Origin of the sequence: Streptomyces sp. NPDC059787, assembly GCF_042732315.1 — a bacterium.
GTDB classification, from domain to species: domain Bacteria; phylum Actinomycetota; class Actinomycetes; order Streptomycetales; family Streptomycetaceae; genus Streptomyces; species Streptomyces atrovirens.
In genome coordinates this window covers 52,347-68,087 of sequence record NZ_JBHWHX010000011.1, presented here as the reverse complement: position 1 = coordinate 68,087, position 15,741 = coordinate 52,347, and the positions used below count along the sequence as shown (strand labels likewise).

10 protein-coding genes are annotated in these 15,741 nt (G+C 70.0%); 2 read left to right on the top strand and 8 right to left on the bottom strand.

Features of this window, described 5'->3' with window-relative positions:
• Positions 1-135 precede the first annotated feature (135 nt).
• The 5 genes from ACFV5H_RS13040 to ACFV5H_RS13020 all read right to left on the bottom strand — a co-directional run bounded on the left by ACFV5H_RS13040 (position 136) and on the right by ACFV5H_RS13020 (position 8,229).
• Positions 136-1,782, bottom strand: a complete 1,647-nt coding sequence (locus tag ACFV5H_RS13040; RefSeq protein WP_385194591.1) for a hypothetical protein — start codon at positions 1,780-1,782, stop codon at positions 136-138.
• Between the two features lie 49 nt (positions 1,783-1,831).
• The gene (locus tag ACFV5H_RS13035; protein ID WP_385044498.1) at positions 1,832-2,209 is read right to left on the bottom strand and encodes a hypothetical protein; all 378 of its coding nucleotides are present in this window, start codon (positions 2,207-2,209) and stop codon (positions 1,832-1,834) included.
• Complete coding sequence (locus tag ACFV5H_RS13030; RefSeq protein ID WP_385194589.1) at positions 2,206-4,641, bottom strand: AAA family ATPase; 2,436 nt, start codon at positions 4,639-4,641, stop codon at positions 2,206-2,208. The genes ACFV5H_RS13035 and ACFV5H_RS13030 overlap by 4 nt, the downstream gene beginning before the upstream one ends.
• A 230-nt stretch (positions 4,642-4,871) precedes the next feature.
• Positions 4,872-6,068 (bottom strand): McrC family protein, encoded by a 1,197-nt coding sequence (locus tag ACFV5H_RS13025; protein WP_385194586.1) that lies wholly within the window; start codon positions 6,066-6,068, stop codon positions 4,872-4,874.
• Between the two features lie 40 nt (positions 6,069-6,108).
• Entirely contained in the window at positions 6,109-8,229 is a 2,121-nt protein-coding gene (locus ACFV5H_RS13020; RefSeq protein ID WP_385044508.1) for an McrB family protein, read from the bottom strand.
• 148 nt (positions 8,230-8,377) lie between these two features.
• Here ACFV5H_RS13020 and ACFV5H_RS13015 point away from each other — a divergent pair, with 148 nt between their 5' ends.
• Positions 8,378-8,878: a hypothetical protein gene (locus tag ACFV5H_RS13015; protein ID WP_385044511.1), complete on the top strand. Its 501-nt coding sequence runs from the start codon at positions 8,378-8,380 to the stop codon at positions 8,876-8,878.
• A gap of 35 nt (positions 8,879-8,913) precedes the next feature.
• Here ACFV5H_RS13015 and ACFV5H_RS13010 read toward each other — a convergent pair whose 3' ends face one another.
• The 3 genes from ACFV5H_RS13010 to ACFV5H_RS13000 form a co-directional block, all read right to left on the bottom strand.
• Complete coding sequence (locus ACFV5H_RS13010) at positions 8,914-9,399, bottom strand: hypothetical protein (protein ID WP_385194583.1); 486 nt, start codon at positions 9,397-9,399, stop codon at positions 8,914-8,916.
• Positions 9,400-9,839: 440 nt separating this feature from the next.
• Positions 9,840-10,340, bottom strand: coding sequence for a hypothetical protein (locus ACFV5H_RS13005; RefSeq protein ID WP_385194581.1), 501 nt, complete (start codon positions 10,338-10,340; stop codon positions 9,840-9,842).
• The gene (locus ACFV5H_RS13000; RefSeq protein ID WP_385194578.1) at positions 10,337-15,001 is read right to left on the bottom strand and encodes an RHS repeat-associated core domain-containing protein; all 4,665 of its coding nucleotides are present in this window, start codon (positions 14,999-15,001) and stop codon (positions 10,337-10,339) included. The genes ACFV5H_RS13005 and ACFV5H_RS13000 overlap by 4 nt, the downstream gene beginning before the upstream one ends.
• 38 nt (positions 15,002-15,039) lie before the next feature.
• Between ACFV5H_RS13000 and ACFV5H_RS12995 the strand changes: the two genes are divergently transcribed.
• On the top strand, positions 15,040-15,723 hold the full coding sequence (locus tag ACFV5H_RS12995) for a hypothetical protein (RefSeq protein ID WP_385194576.1): 684 nt from the start codon (positions 15,040-15,042) through the stop codon (positions 15,721-15,723).
• Positions 15,724-15,741: the final 18 nt, after the last annotated feature.

The window sequence follows — 15,741 nt, the reverse complement described above, 5'->3', positions numbered from 1 at the left end:
GGTCGATCCGTCTGCAGAGTACTGGCAGACACTGACAATCCTGCTGTGACGCCGGCATCGGTGGGCCGGTCCCCGATGACGAGAGGGCCGGTCCACGGTTGACTCGCTGAACGCCTCCGGGTGGTCAGCGGTCCGTCACGTCAACGTGTTGGACAGGTGGGGCCCGATGTACCCGATGTACCCGATGTAGATGCCGTATTCGGTACAGGACCCGTCGAAGTAGTGCAGCCGCGGCGCGATCGTGTTGCCGCCGCCGACGCGTACGTGCGCGCCCATGAACACCTTCCGTGCCGGATCGACGTGCTCCGGCACGGGGAACGTACGCTGCCGGCGCCAGCTCGAGTTGCCCTTCACCGACTTGGACTCGTCCCGCACGATCTTCCGGGGTGAGATCGTGCGGACCCCGCCCGGGGCGTCGGCACACCACTGCTTGAAGTCCCGGCCGACCTGCCCGGCGGTTGCCGCCCGGGCGAAGTCTTCGAGCGCCAGCAGCGCGTCCCAGGTCATGCGCACCCAGGACGAGCCGTACGCCTGCGCGTCGAGGTCGAGCGTCACCTTCCGGGAGCCGGTGAAATGCAGGCGGGGGAGGGAGCCGATGCGGTGCAGGAGTTCCTCGAAGGACTCCGGGCCGTCCTCCGGCGCGGTGAGCGGGGTGTACGCGGCCGCGGCGGCGCCCAGTTCCACCATCTGCCTGCGCAGCACCTGCAACTGGGCCCGGACGGAGTGCAGTTCCCGGTACTGTTCGTCGTACTCGGCGATCAGCAGGGTCTCGTTGTCCTCGGCCTTGCGCAGTTCGTACTTGAGATCGCGGATCTCGTCGGCCCGTACCCGTTGTTCCCGTCCCGCCTCCTCCAGGATTTCGTGGAGGACCTCGTTCTCGACACGCAGCCGTTCCAGCTCGGGCGCGGCGGAGTCACCCGCTGTGCGGGTCCGCATGACCGGCACGGAGTCGAGCTCGGCGGGCAGGGGAGCACGGGCGGCCAGTCGCTGGGGCAGCTGGGCGATGATCCTGCGGGCCTGCGGCGGGCGGTCGGTGATCAGCCTGCGGGACATCACCCGGTGCCGTTGCCCGTCGGCGGGCCAGGCAGGGTCGACCCCCGGGAGGTAGGTGCGCACACCGCCGCCGTAGACCCGGTGGTACTCCAGCGCGCGGTTGAAGCGGGCCTCCGCCTCGGGGGTGAGCACGTAGAGGATCGCTAGACCGGCCAGGGGCCGGACCAGCGGGTCCACGGTGTCCTCCAGCCAGGCGTCGAAGCCGGTTCCGTACGGCGTGCTGGCCACGACGACCGGCAGACGCCGTGTCTCGTCGCACAACTCGTCTATCACGGCGTCGACGTCCTCCGCCTCGACCACCTGGGGTTCGGCCGTGACGTCGGCGAGGCCGTCACGTGCGTCGAGGACCTCGAGGAGACCGCGCGCGAGCCGGGGCGTCTTGGCCGGTACGGGCACGGCCTCGGGGTCGTCCGGCAGGTGCTCCACGTCCAGCTGGACCCTGGTCGGACCGTCCCCGGCCTGACGGATCACCAATGTGGTCTGCCAGGTCCCGCCGGGCAGCGTCTCGCGCAGCCGCCAGCGGCCGTACGTCCCCGAGGCGCCGGTGGCGGAGTCGTGGTCGAGGGTGACGCCGCGGGCTATCTCGTTGCGGCCCTCGGTGAAGGCGTCGACGTCGTAGCTCTTCGGAGGTTCCTTGAGCCATCGGCGCAGCCGGTCGTCGACCTGTGCGCCGGTCGTGACGTAGTCCAGTCCGCTGGTGACGACCATGCGGTATCGGCGGGTGTCCAAGGCGGGATCCTCGTGTCCGGAGACGTGCGGGGGTGTAGAGGGCGACCGCTCAGTTCTCCGCGGCGCCGAGTGCGGTCAGCAGATCGGCGACCTCCCGCAGACGGGTGTGGATCTGCGCGGGGGCCGGAGGCAGTTCGCAAGTGCGGTAGTGGCAGGCGGCACTGAGCGCGGACCAGGTGGTGTGGCAGCGGCGGGCCGTCTCATGGCCCGCGTACCAGCCCAGGCACAGCAGCCGGTGCTTGCCGACCCGGGTCATCGACGGGGTGACCCGCCGCCAGTACGCGTCAAGGGCTTCGTCCAGCGCCATCCGGAGCAGCACGGCGGCGGCGCGGGCGCGCAGGCCGGGCGCCAGGGTGTGCACGGTGCCGGGTTCGGGAAGCAGGAGGTGGCGGGCAGCGGTCACGTGGGCCTGCGGGGACGCGTTCACCGGACACCCCCTACGCTCTCGGAGTCGCCGCTGCGCCGGATGGCCGCCGCCAGCGCCTCGGTCCGGCGCACCAGTCCCCTGCGGTCCTCCACCGTCGGAAGGGGCGCGTGAGCACCGGAGTTGAAGGCTTCGACCAGCGCCCAACCGCCCGTACAGATCCGTTCGACGGCCGCACGGGCATGCTGTCGCTCGTCCCCGAGCAGCGCGAGGGACACGTACGTCTTGGTACGGTCCAGGGAGGCGACGCGCTCCTCGACGTCCCGCAGGCCGAGCCCTCGCTCGTCCCGCAGCCGGCGTCGCGCGGTCTCCAGACAGGCCGCCTCCACCGCGACCCGGCACATGGCGGGCAGTACGTGATCGGCCACACCCTGCGGAAGGTTCGGGTCCTGGGAGATGTCCCGCGCCTCCTTGAGCGCTTGCTCCACCGGGTCGGTCACCGTCTCCACGCCCACCACCGAGTCGGGCTGACGGGTGACCCGCAGGACGGTCGCCTTGATGCCGAGGTGGACGACGGCCTGCTGGAGCCGGGTGTCGTGGGTGAAGACGATCACCTGCCGGTCACGGGCGCAGGCGTCGAGGACCCGTGCCAGCCCTTCGACCTTCTCCGGGTCCATCGACTGCACGGGGTCGTCGATGACGAGGAACCCGAACGGGCTGGCCGCGTGCGTGGCGCGCGGCAGGAACAGGGACAGCGCCAGCGAGTGCAGCTCGCCCTGGCTCATCACGCTGTAGGCGGGGGCGCCCATGTCGTCCACGGAGACGCCGAGTTCGACCTTGCCGCGACCGGGGGTGCCGGCGAGGGTGACGGAGCCGAGTGTGACGCTGCTGTGCTCGCACAGCTTCTGCCACACCTCCTGCGACCGCTGCGCGAAGGGACGCAGCCGCTCGTCGCGCAGCTCGTCGATGATCGGGCGCAGCCAGCCGCGGGCCTTCCGCGCGTGCTTGCGCCGCTCCCGCGCCACCTCCGCGGCCTCCGCCGCGCCCAGCCACTCGGTGAGCCGCGCGGCTACCGGCTGCCAGGCACCGTCGTGCTCGGCGAGGCGCAGGGAGGCCTCCTCCCGTACCTGCCGGCAGGCGTTGTCCAGGGTGGCCGCGGCACGCTCGACGCGGTCCGCCAGCTCGCGGGGATGCGTGACGTCCCGGCACTGCGCCCACTCCTGCCACACCGCCGCGAGCGGGGAGGTCTCGCCGCGCAGCCACACCGGGACCGGCTGTACGAGGTCGTGGACGGCCCGTACCGCCACCGCCACGTCCTGCCGGGCGGCCTGCGCGTCGGCGGCCTCGGCCTGGAGCCGCTCGGCTTCGGCCCGCGCCTGCTCCGCCCATGCCCGGTCGAGCCGGTTCTCCGTGCCGCAGACGGGGCAGTCCGTGCTTCCGGAGCGCCGCTGGTGCTCGATGGCCGTCTCCAGCAGCCGGGCCAGGCGTCGGGCCTCCTCGGCACTGCCGTACCGGGCCTCTTCGGCTCCCTCGGCGGCCTTCCGCAGCCGGGCCACGGCTCCGCCGACCTCTGTGAGATCCGGCCCGGCCAGGCTCGCCCGCTGCCGCAGCCGGGCCAGTTCGGCCTCGGCGGCGGGGGCACGGCTGCACAGCAGCGCCCGCACCCGGTCGAGGTCGGGCCGGGTGCCCGACAGGGCTTGCGCGGCTTCGCGGGCCCTGGGGTCGTCGAGTGCGGCCAGAGTGTCACGGAGCTGGACGGTGAGCGTGTCAGCCCGTTTGACCGTCTGCTCGCATTCGCCCACCGCGTCCTTGACCCGGCCGTCGAACTCGGCGAGCAGCTCGAGACCGAGGAGCTTGAAGAAGGCGTCGTGCAGCCCGCCGAGTGTGCCGTTGATCATCGATCCGAGTTCGCTGTACGGCAGGAAGGGGCGGGCGAGCTCCAACGCCTCGGCATCGACGACTTCGTCCAGGCTCCGCTCCGAGCCGTCCGCCCCCTCGACCCCGGTCCGGGCCTCGCCGACCTTGGTCCCGAACCAGCTCCGCCGTACGGTGACGGCCTCGCCGTGCTCGCCGACGGTCAGTTCGACTCCGACCTCGGGCGTGACGTCGGGGCTGTGCAGGTTGCGCCAGCCCTTCTGCCAGTCGCCGGCCCGCCGTCCCTCCCAGCGGGAATTGAGTCCGGTGATCGCGGTCTCGGCGGCCTCAGCGAAGCTCGACTTGCCCGAGCCGTTGGGCCCCGCGACGACGACCAGGCCGGGGCCGGGCGGCAGTTCGAGGGTGGTCCGCGGACCGATACCTCGCCAGCCGGCCGCGGTGATGGACCGCAACCGCACCGGCCCCGCTCGCCCTTCGCGGCTCCGCACCCGCTCGTCCGGCAGCAGTTCGCGCAGCAAGGACCGTGCCTCGGCAGTGAGGTCCGAACCATCGAGTCGGTCGAGGAGGAGCTCCCGTACAGAGGTCGGCGAGTCGGCGGAGGTATGCGACTGGTCGGTCATGACTGTCCCTTTCGTGGGAGCGCGAGATGAGGTGCGCCTGAGAACGATGGACATGTTGTTTGCTTCAAGAGAATGACGCTTACTTGTGAGCATCGTCAACAAGTTAAGTGAAATAGGTTAATTCGAAAATGTGTACACGTGAAGGAGTGTTCGATGCGGCAATCGGTTACGTGTGTTGAACAAGGGGGTGGTGGAGAACCGCCAGGACGCGCCCGCTGGTGGCGGTCGGCTCAGAAGAGCGCGTCCCCGATCCACGCGACCGCCTGCTCGGGGTGCGCTTCGGTGTCGATGCCGATGACGTGGAGTGTGGCGAGCATGCCCTGAGGGCCGTTGACCTCCAGCAGGCGGTGGGCGCGGCCACCGGACTGCGGATGCATGATGACGGCGCTCGCCGTGGTGCAGGAGCTGTAGCCGGTTCCGTAGGTGAGCAGTTGGTGGACGTCCGCAGCGCTGACGCCGTGGCGGTCGTAGCGCTTGTACTTGGCGTCCACGGGCAGCAGTGAGCGGGCGGAGCCGTTCCGGCCGGGGAGTTCGAACAGTACGTCGGGCCGGAAGGCGGAGGGGTTGCCCAGGTCCCCGCGGACGGTGATTCCGGCACCACCGTTTCCGGGGAGGACCCGGCCGCCGTGCCGGGCGGCGACCTCGGTCATGAGGCGCCGGACGACGGCTTCCCAGAGAGTGGGCATGCGCAGGAGCAGTCCGTCGGCCGCGATGCCACGGTCGGTGAGGAGATCGCTCACGCCACCGCCGCGCAGGATGAGGCGGGCCCAGACATGGGCGGCGCGGTAGCGCGCGTTGAGCCTGGTGTAGTGGATGCGGTCCAGGGCGTGGAGCGCAGCGGCGGGGGAAGCGGCCGTGGGAAAGGCCTCGGCGGCACCGTGCAGGTCGCGGGCGAGCCCGGGATGGAGCGTCAGCCGTAGCGCGGCTCGCAGCGCGGTTCCCAGGACGCGGTTGTCCCAGACGTCGGTCTCCCGGTCGAATGCGCGGATGTGCAGCCTGTCCAACTGTCCGTAACGGCGCGTGGCCTGTGCTGCCACGTCGAGACGTCCGCGGAGTACCGGTTCGACGGTCTCGCGACGGACGTAGTCGCGCCGCAGACCGTCGTGCACGAGGTGTTCGCACTGCTCCAGCAGCGCCGTCGCGACGAGGTCGGCGTAACCGTCCGGCTGAGTGGCCCAGCGCCGGGTGGGCGACCGCAGCGGGCGTGGCGCGTCCAGGGCGTAGCCGAGCCAGCTCATCAGCCGCTCACCCGGGATGGCGAACTTCGGCTCGATGACCAGCCGCAGGCGGTCGAGCACCAGGAGCCCGACGGTCGCCTCGGCCCTGAGCCGCCAACCGGAGTGGTCAGCGCCCAGGGTCACGCAGCCGTGGGCCTGCAGGGCGTGCAACCGGTTCACGTCCCGTGGAGTGAGCCGGTCCCTGCTCAACGGAACGCTCCGGTACTCGGCGAGTCGGACGACCGGGCGGTCAGGCATCGGTGCCGGAGCCGCCGCCGGTGAACTCGGCTGTCAGCGCGTCGGCGAGGTCCTGTGGGGACATCTGCAGGAGACGCCCGGTGTCGGCATCGACCAGGCTGCCCAGGATGCGGGCCAGCAGGTCGGTCCGACCCAGACAGTAGTCCTCCAACAGGGGGACGACCTCGTGGTGGAAGGCGGCCGCCAGGTCGTCCTCCGTGGCGATCGGCTCACCGTCACGCAGTAGGTAGGCGTGCCCGATCTGGTGGTCGGCGTCGAGGTGTCGGGCGATCCGGGTGTTGAGGGCCTCGAAGAAGGCCGCCAGGTCGAGAGGACCGATCGTTCCCGACACGGCGTCCGGATCAGGGTCGACCGACAGGAAGGCGAAGCGACGACGGACCGCCGCGTCGAGGTGGCTGACGCTGCGGTCGGCGGTGTTCATCGTGCCGATGATCCTGACGTTGGGCGGCACGTGAAAGCTGCGCCCGCTGACGGGCAGGGTGACCGGTAGATCTCGCTTGTCGAGTTCGAGAAGGGTGATCAGCTCGCCGAGAACGCGGGGCAGGTCACCACGGTTGATCTCGTCGATGACCAGGAGGAACGGCTGGTCGGGGCAGTCGGAGGCCCGGCTGCACAGGTCGTGGAACAGGCCGTCCTTGAGGACGAGGGTGAGCCCGGGGCCGGTGGCGTCCAGATCCGGTTTGAAGCCCTCGACGAAGTCCTCGTAGCCGTACGAGGGATGGAAGGTGACGAGGCGAACACGGTCATCGCGCAGCAACTCGACCTGAGCCCCGGCGCGTTCGCGCGGCTCGGTGCCGAGGGCGTCGGCGCGGTCGGTCAGGGCGAGGGCCGCGCCGAGCGCGAGCCGCGTCTTGCCCGTTCCGGGCGGCCCGTGCAAGATCACTTGTCCCTTGCGCTCCAGTGCGTCCAGGACGGCCTGCACGTCGTCGGGCAACGCGACCGTCGTGTCACCCCGTCGTGTTTCACCCCGGCCGGCGAGCGCGTCGGCTCGAGGCGCGGTGAACTTGGTGAACAGAGCCGGATCCACCTTGGCGAAGGTGGACCGCCAGCCGTGCTGCGGCCTGTCCAGCCTCCGCGCGTGAGAGGTGTCCCACTCCACCGGTACGACGTGTTGGAATTCGGTGCGATCGGGGGCGAAACGGTAGCTGTCGGTGACCGTGCCCGTGGCGAGGACCTCGTCCGTTCCCCGGTTCGCGACGATCCGGTCGCCGGTCTCCAGGTCCCGGAAGGCCAGCAGCCGCCGGGCGAGCGTCAGACTGCCGCCGTTCCTCCCGGGCCAGTGCCGGTCGAGTGCTGCCTTGAGCTCGGTGTCGTTCTGGTACTGGCCCAGATCGCCCAGCGCGTCCCAGCCCACACAGATGAACCGGTTCTCGCGGCACTCGTCCCAGCGGTTTCCCCGCTCGCCGGGGGCGATCTTCCAGATGGTGCGTCGTTTTGACCCGGTGGACCGAGGGTCATGGTGCTGGTACAGGAAACGCATCACCTGTTGTCCGCTCCATCCGCCGAACTCGTCCCGCGAACGGACAAGTTCGAGTAGGCGGCGGTTGCTGCGCCAGGCGGGCGAGTCCGCCTCGGCCGTACCGCCCAGCAGGACGAGGAAGTGCCGCAGGTGCTCGGCCGAGTAGACGGGCAGGAAGTGATCGGGGAAGTAGACGGCCAGGGACTTCGTCACGAGGGCCGGGCCGAAACGCAGCAGGTCGAGTTCGTCCAACGAGTCGAAGTCCTGGCGGTCCACCGCCTCGAAGGCCTGGAGGAACTGCGTCCGCAGGCGTGCCCACGCGTCCTGCGGTTCCCTGCCCCGCAGGGGAGCCGCCATCCGCCACTCGCCGGAGTTGTGGCGGTACATGATGTGCTTGGCGGCGCTTCCTCCCCTGATGCTGCCGAGGTGCGAGGTCCCGAACTCCATCAGCCGGCAGTACCCCGTCCCCGGTGCGCGCGCGTCGGGCGCGTCCACCCCGAGGGCGTAGCGCTCCAGAGGAAGTGCCGGCCAGTCCTCCAGAGGGAACTGGGCGAGAACCTGCTCGCGCTCCGCGTCGGCCCGCACCTCGTCCTCGGCCACCGAACCCCGGTCGAAGGCGACAGCCGCCGCCCACACATCCACCGCACCGCGCATGGAGCCATCATGCCGGACACGAAGTGCGAGTTGGCGTGGGCCGGGACGAAGCGGGACTCGGACAGATGCGGTCGGTGCAGACGGCGCGTGCGGGCTCGGACCGGCAGGGCGACGATCAGGAGCCCGGGCCCTCGATAAGGTGATCGGCATGTCGTCCTCGCACCTGCTGATCATCGGAGACCGGGCCGCCCTGAGCTGGGTGGTGACCGAGCAGCGGATGGCGTTCCCGGCCGGGCGGACCAAGGTGGCGCGGACGCTGAAAGAGGGTGACGAGATCTTCCTTTACACGACGCGAGGCTGCTTCCGGAACCCGACCCGCGACCTGGGCCGTGTGATCGCCCGGGCCTCGGTCGCCACTCCCGTACGGGTGCTGGACGAGCCGGTCGTCTTCGGCGACCGCTCCTTCACGGAGGGCTGCCGTCTGAAGGTGTCCGGTCTGGCCCCCTTCCGCGATGGGCTCGTGCTGCGCGACCTGGTGCCGCGGCTGTCGGTCTTCCCGGACCCGGCGACGTGGAGCGTCCGCATGCGGCGCGCCTCGCTGACGCTGCCGCCGGGGGACGCGGACCTGATCCGCGGTGAACTGGAGCCGCTGTTGCGGCCGTACGGCGAGGCCGCCGACGCCTACCGCTGGGAGCCTGCGTCGGCGTGAGCCGGTTCCCCGGCAACCGGGGAACCGGTACTCCTCTACCGCATCGGACCTCGCAGCCTGATCGGTGTCCGGTCGCGCGCTCCGTCCAGGACCGTGTGGTCGACGGCGGCCCGGGGCGCGGCCGCGGTGAGCTTGATGACGCCGCGGTCGCCCAGCGCGGTCCGCCACTCGCCCGGCCGGGGCCGGCTGCCGCGCTCGCCGGCGGCCTGCGCGAAGAGCCTCCGCGCTCCCTCGCTCTGCCGGTCGTCGAGGCAACCGGGGACGAGTTCCAGGTCCTGGCCCGGTCTGACGTACGGCTGCCGGGCGACGACGCGCCCCGCCACCAGAGCCGTCTTGTAGGCGTCCGTGTCCACCGTCGCGTCGGTGGAGGACGCGAGCGGGTCGTTCCAGTCCGGAGTGGCGGCCTGGGCCTGGACCGCCGCGCGTCCCACCCGGCGGAAGCCGTCGCAGTCCAGGAAGTGAACGGCGGGCTCGGGGGAGAGGGACCACAGGACGTTGGCCTGCGAGATGTCGCCGATCACGAGTCCGGCGTCGTGGAACCAGCCGATGGCCTCGACACAGGCCAGCGCGAGGGCCCTGCGCTGCTCCGGTGTCGGCTGGGCTACGTCCTGCCAGGCCGCCTTGGGCGGCCTGGCAGGTACTGCAACTCAATGAGCTTCGTGGTCCCCGTCGCGGTGCGCCATGTCATGGGGGCGGGGGCACGCCTCATGAGGAAGCCGAGCGTCCGGCCGCCCTCGACCACACGGCACAGGGGCCAGGCGGCAAGGGCGTCGAGGCGGCTCCGGACCGCACCCGGTGCCGCGCCGCCCCGGGCTCAGGCGTGAAGGCTTGCGTCGGTGGGGTCCAAAAGTTCACCGAGGCGCGTCCCGCGTCGCTGCTCCACCCGCCGGAGAGGAGCCGGCCGTCGTCCCACTCCGCCCGTCACACCTCGCCGGCCCGGTTCCCGGACCGCGTGCCCGCGTCACAACCAGTCGTCGTACGTCTCGTCATCCGCACCGGGCTCACGAAGCACCACGACGAGTTGCACCGGAGTATCGGTGTCGTCCTGTTTCACGCCCACGAGGAGTTCTTTGCCGGTGACCCTCCACGCACGGTGCTCGATGTAGGAGTCCACGTCCGTGATCTCGTCCTCCGGTTCCTCCAGCCGCTCCCCGAGGACTCCGGACCGGAGCTGCGCCGCGACCTCCGGGATCCTCGCGACGGCGACGGCGTAGAGGTCGTCCAGGTGGGCGTCCGGGTCCGGCCTGTCGTCCTCGACCTCCTGGAACCACAGGGTGAACTCCACCTCGACCGGATTCTCGCCCTGAATCCATGCGCGGGCGTCATCACGCTGCCACGTGGTGGCCCAGCTCTTCGACGGGTTCCTGCGCTCGCCCGACCAGCCCGCCGCTGCGAGGACCGATTCCACCGCGGGGCCGTTGAGTTCCTCGATCTCGACCAGTCGGGAGATTTCCGCACTCACGTCAACCATTTACTCATCCCACTCATTCCATTTCCTGGCACGTGGAAGACGGCCAGCTTACCACTCGCGATAGCCTCCGGGAAATGCGTGCCGAGTAGCTGGCGGAAGTGCGCGGCGCCGGCTGCATTAGAAATAGCATAACGCACGCCCTTGCCGCCCAGTCCGTCGTTCAGTTCCATCAGCTTTGCGGCCTGATCGGTGATCTTCTTCTCGTTGTACAGCGAACTTTCCGGGTTGTACGCGGACTTGGCCCATTCGCTCTCCCGGCCGCCGGTGAACTTGGCCTCCATGATCCAGCCATGGGCGGGCCCGCCGTCTACATGCACTTCACGGCCGTCGGCAAGCTTCCATATCTGTTCATAATCCGTTCCGGACACCACGCGCTGATAGCGGAACGAGGGCCGCTTCAGCATTTTGTCCGTCAGCCAGGCCAACCCCTTGAACGTCGGACAGGACTGAAGGCCGAGCGGATCGCACCAAGTGAGCGGATTGACCACGTACGCGTAGTCGTCCGGCCCTGCCGTCAATCCCAGCGGATCCGGAGAAATGTACCGTCCGGAAATGGGGTCGTAGTAGCGGAAGTAGTTGTAGTGGAGTCCGCTTTCCGCGTCGAAATACTGACCGGGGAAGCGGAGCAGGCACTCGGCTTCGCCGGATTCCTGGATCCTTCCACCCCACAGGGCGGACCGGTTCCTCCATGTCACCTCGCCCTCGGGCGAGAGCAGCTCGGTGGGGGTTCCGGCGAGGTTGCCGATGATGAGGCGGAAGTGCCGGTCCACCTCGTGCTGGGGGGCGTCCCGGAGCCACTCACGGCGATCCTGCACCACGGGCCGGTGGCTGTCGGGCGTGTACTCGTAGGTGATGCTCGTACGGCGATCACCGCCGTACACGTGTGTCTCCTCGGCCAGGCGGTTGCCGTCCCACACGAAGAAGACCGCCTCCGCGACGCTCCCCGCGTCGTCGGTCCGCTCCTTGGCCACCCTGCGGCCGAGAGGGTCGTACGTGTAGCGCCACTGTGCACCTTCCGGGGTGACCACCCGGATCAGCCTGTCCTCCGCGTCCCAGTCGTACGCCCAGACTCTCCGCTTGCCGGAGAGGGTCGTCAGCACCCTGCGGACCACCCGCCCCTGGGCGTCGTGGGAATAGGCGTGGCGACCTGCCCGGACGAGCCGCGTCCCGTCGTAGGCGAACGAACGGACGGGACTGTCGCTGGCCCCGTCCTCCGGGAGACGGGCCGACACGAGCCTTCCGGCGGTGTCGTAGGCATACCGTTCCTCCCACGCCTCCGCCCGGACGGCCACCGCCCGGCCTGCCCCGTCCAGCTCGTACCGGGCCCCGCCATCCGCGCCGTCCACCGTTCCCGACAGTCCGAGCGGCGCATGGTGGAACACGCGGTCGACGGATGCGGTGGCGGTGACGTCACGACGCTCGGCCTCACCCGCTCGCACCACCGTCTGACGGCTCAGCCGGTGCAGTGCGTCCCACACCTGCCGTACCGCAGGCCCGTCCTCGACCCCGATCTCGGTCTCCCTGCCCGCCGCGTCGTGACCGAAGCACACCGTGCGGCCGAAGGCTTCGAGGCGGCTGGGCAGTCCGTCCCCGTCGTAGGACCACCGGCTTCGGGCGCCGGACGGGGTGACGCGGGAAAGACGACGCCCCAGCGTGTCGTAGGTGAAGGTGCTGGTGGCTCCGTTGACGGCTTCCTGTGTGACACGCCCGTGGGCGTCGTGCTCGAAGGAGAGCAGGACCTGCGGAGAGCGGGCCTTCTTCAGGTATCCGGCGTCGTCGTAGTGGAACGTCGTCACCGCGTCCCCCACTCGCTTGCGCACGACGTTGCCGTTGACGTCACGGTGATACTCGATCTTCTGCCCCGCGCCGTTCACCTGTCCGACGAGCCTGCCCACCTCGTCGTACGCGTAGGCGAGGCGACGACCGTTGAAGTCCCGCTCGGCGACGAGCCGGCCGACCTCGTCATAGGTGTAGTCCCACACGAGTCCCGACTGGTTCGTGACCGAGACCAGCCGCAGTTCGGTGTCGTGCGCGAAACGGATCCCTCCCCCTGCCGGACCCGTCCTGCCGACCAGGAGGTCGAAGTGGGAGTACTCGGACCGGGTGACCGCTCCGGACGGGTCGGTGTGCGTCAGGAGGTTGCCCTCCGGGTCCCAGGTCCAGGACTCCCTGCTGCCGTCCGGGCCGACCCGCTCCCTGCGCCTGCCCTCGACGGTCCACGACGTGCGCGTCACTCCTCCGAGTGGATCCGTCACGGCGGTGACGTGGCCGAAGGCGTCGTACGCGTACTCGACGACCGCCCCCGTGGCGCTCGTCACCCTGGTGGGCAGTCCAGCCCCGTTGGACTCGATGCGTACGGTCGCACCCGACGCGTCCGTCAGCTCTGCGAGCGCCCCGTGGTCGGAGTGGGCGAACACGGTCACCGCGTCCTGCGGCTCGGTCACCGACGTGCGGTTGCCGCGCTCGTCGTAGCCGTAGGTCCGATGCGCGCCGTCGACGCCGACGGTGCGCGTCGGGAGGTGCCATTCGTTGTACTCCGCGGTCGCCCCACGGCCGTCCGGACCGATGACGGAGGTCACGTTGCCCGCCTCGTCGTAGGTGTAGGCGGTCCGCCGGCCCACCGGATCGGTCTGTGCGAGCAAGCGTCCGTAACGGTCCCACTCGAGCGACTCCTCCCGTCCGGCGGCGTCGACGACGCGGACCAGCTGCAGGAACTCGTCGTGCTGGTACGTCGTCGCACGACCCAGGGAGTTGACGTACGTCGTGGTGCGTCGCTCGGCGTCGTAGGAGAGCGAGCAGTTCAGGAAGCCGTCGACGCCCGTGCCGGCGACGCAGCGGTCCTCGTCGTCGTAGGTGAACCGGTACCAGCTCCCCTTGCGGTCGGTCCAGGACGTCACGCGGCCCCGGTCGTCGTAGGTGAACCTGAAGGGCAGGTCCGAGGAGTTGTATATCTCGGTCAGGTTCCGCTCCGCCGAATACCGGTAGCGCAGCACCTCCGTGAAGCCCTCGTCGCACGCGTCGTCCCGAAGCCGGAGGGCCGTGACGAGCCCCTCCTCCGTCTCTACGTCCAAGTGGTAGCCACCCGAGTGCCGCACCGTGCGTGGAGTGCCGTCCGCGGCACGGTCGAAGTCCACACGGTTGCCGTTGCGGTCGGTCACGGCGGTCAGCGCCAGGGTGTACGGCATGCCGGGCAGCGGATCTTCGATGGCCCGGAAGTGCCGTGTGACAGCCCCGTCCGGTGTGCGGATACTCAGGATTCCGTTCTGTGTGCCGTCCCATTCCAGGGGCCACCTCGGACCCTCCGACGGCATCGTCACCTCCCCCGGCCTGGGGGCCGGGTAGGCGAGGACCATGCCGTCCTCCGCCGCGAACAGGACGCCCTGCTCGTCCAGCTCGACCCTCTCGTCCAACGTCGACGCCCAGGACCTGCCGAACCAGCGGCCCTCGCGGTAGGTGGAGAGGTGAGTGCGCCGCAGTGCCAGGGCGAGAACGCCCGGCAACTCGATGTCCGTGTCGTACATGAGCATCTCACCGGTGACCATGTCGATGGGGTCACCGCCCGGGCACCGTCCCGCCAGAGCCTTGGCCCGCTTCACCAGGTCCCCGGATCCGCTCCGCAGCGAGGCGAGACCGGCCCGTCCAAGGCCCCGGATTCCCAGGGTCATGCTCTTGAGTCCGGCTGCTCCGCCCTTGAGGCCTTTGGCGAGTCCGCCGAGGGTGGTCAGCCCCTTCATGCCGGGTATGCAGTCCAGCGCGGCCAGTCCCACGTCCCACAGGGACGCCTGTCCTTTGGAGTATTTGTAGAGGGTGTCGGCGAGGACGACGAGTGCGGCGATGAGCACGATCGCGCCGAGGATGGGCCCGCCGATGATCATGGCGACGATGCCGACGACCGCGACGACGATCTTGCAGGCGGCGACGATGGTGTCCCAGTTGTCGGTGAACCAGTCGCCGATCTCCTCCCACCAGGAGCGGTTCCGGATACCGGCGTCGGAGGCCTCGTCGATCTTCGACTTGGTGTCGCGGGCGGCCTCCTCACGCATCTTCCGCGCGTCGGCGGCCATCTTCTTCGCCGCCGCGAGCGCGTCCTGAGCCGCGGAGACGTCCGACTGGGCTTTGTCCTGGGCGGACTTGGCGCTCCGCACGTCCCGGGTCGCGGCCCGCACCTTCGCCTCGTCCGGCTTGTCCGCGTCCGACTTCGACCCCGTGGGGTCGTCCTTGTACTTGTCGGCCTCCTTCGTCGCCCGGCCCACCCACGACTCCGCCGAGGTCAGCTTCGACTGCGCCGAGGACAGATCCGCGCGGGCCTCGCGCGCCTTGGCCAGCGCCTTGTCGGCGAGGGCCTGGGCGCGCTCCAGCTTCGGCCAGTAGTCGGCGAGCGCGTCACCGCACATCCCGTACGACTTCTCCAGCTTCCGCAGGTTCTTCGGAACCCCGGAGAACTCCTCCTTGAACACGTCGGCCGACTTGCCCGCCCACTCGGCCAGCGTGCCCTCACCGGCCATCCCCTTCACCAGGCGCAGCGCCTCGGAGACGTCGTCGGCGAAGCCGTGCAGGAACCTCGCCAGGGTGCGCACCCGGTCCGGGTCGCCGGGGGTCGGGTCCTTGTCCAGGTCAAGGACATGCCAATCACTCGGCCGATGGCCCACCATCCCGCAACCCCCGTCGCACGCACATCACCAACACCCGTATGCGCAAGCGAACCTACACAGCACGACAGTTCGACGAAAGATCGGCATCCAGCAGCAGCGCCACCAGCGCTAACCTCCTGGAGGTCGCCACCGGACCGGAGCAGGTCGCCGGCACGCCGGCCGCCTCGCAGACTGCGCCGGACGACGGCCCCGATCCGGGAAACGAAGGCCTGCAGACCGTCGATCCGGGGCTCACGGGACGCCCGGTGCACGACGGCATCAACGCCGGACCGCACCGCGCCCGGTCGACTGCGCTGTTCCATCACCGCCTGACCGACTCCCCTGAGGGAGCCCCTCGTCCCGTCACCGCCGGCCAGCCGGTACGGGAGGCCCTGTGCACGGGCATTGCCGCGTTCCCGCCACTGGGCCGCGGCAACGTCGGTAACGAGCACGACCACCTCATGACGGTGTTCCGGCACGCCGTCGAGCAGCCCGCGGACGCGGGGCTGCTCGCGCGGTTCGCACCAAACGGCGACTCCGTCGCCTGTGTGACGGGCGTGCTGCTGGGCGCCGTACACGGGATCGAGGCACTGCCCGTTGATCTGGTGAGCCGTCACGAACTGTCATGGGTGCTCGGCACCTTGGCATGTGACCTGCTGATCCAGATCCTGGACTCGCCCAGCGGCAGCGAGTACGTCGAAGGCTGGGACCCGCACTGGTGGAGCCGTCGTCCAGGTTGGTGACTTCCGCTGGTCATGGAC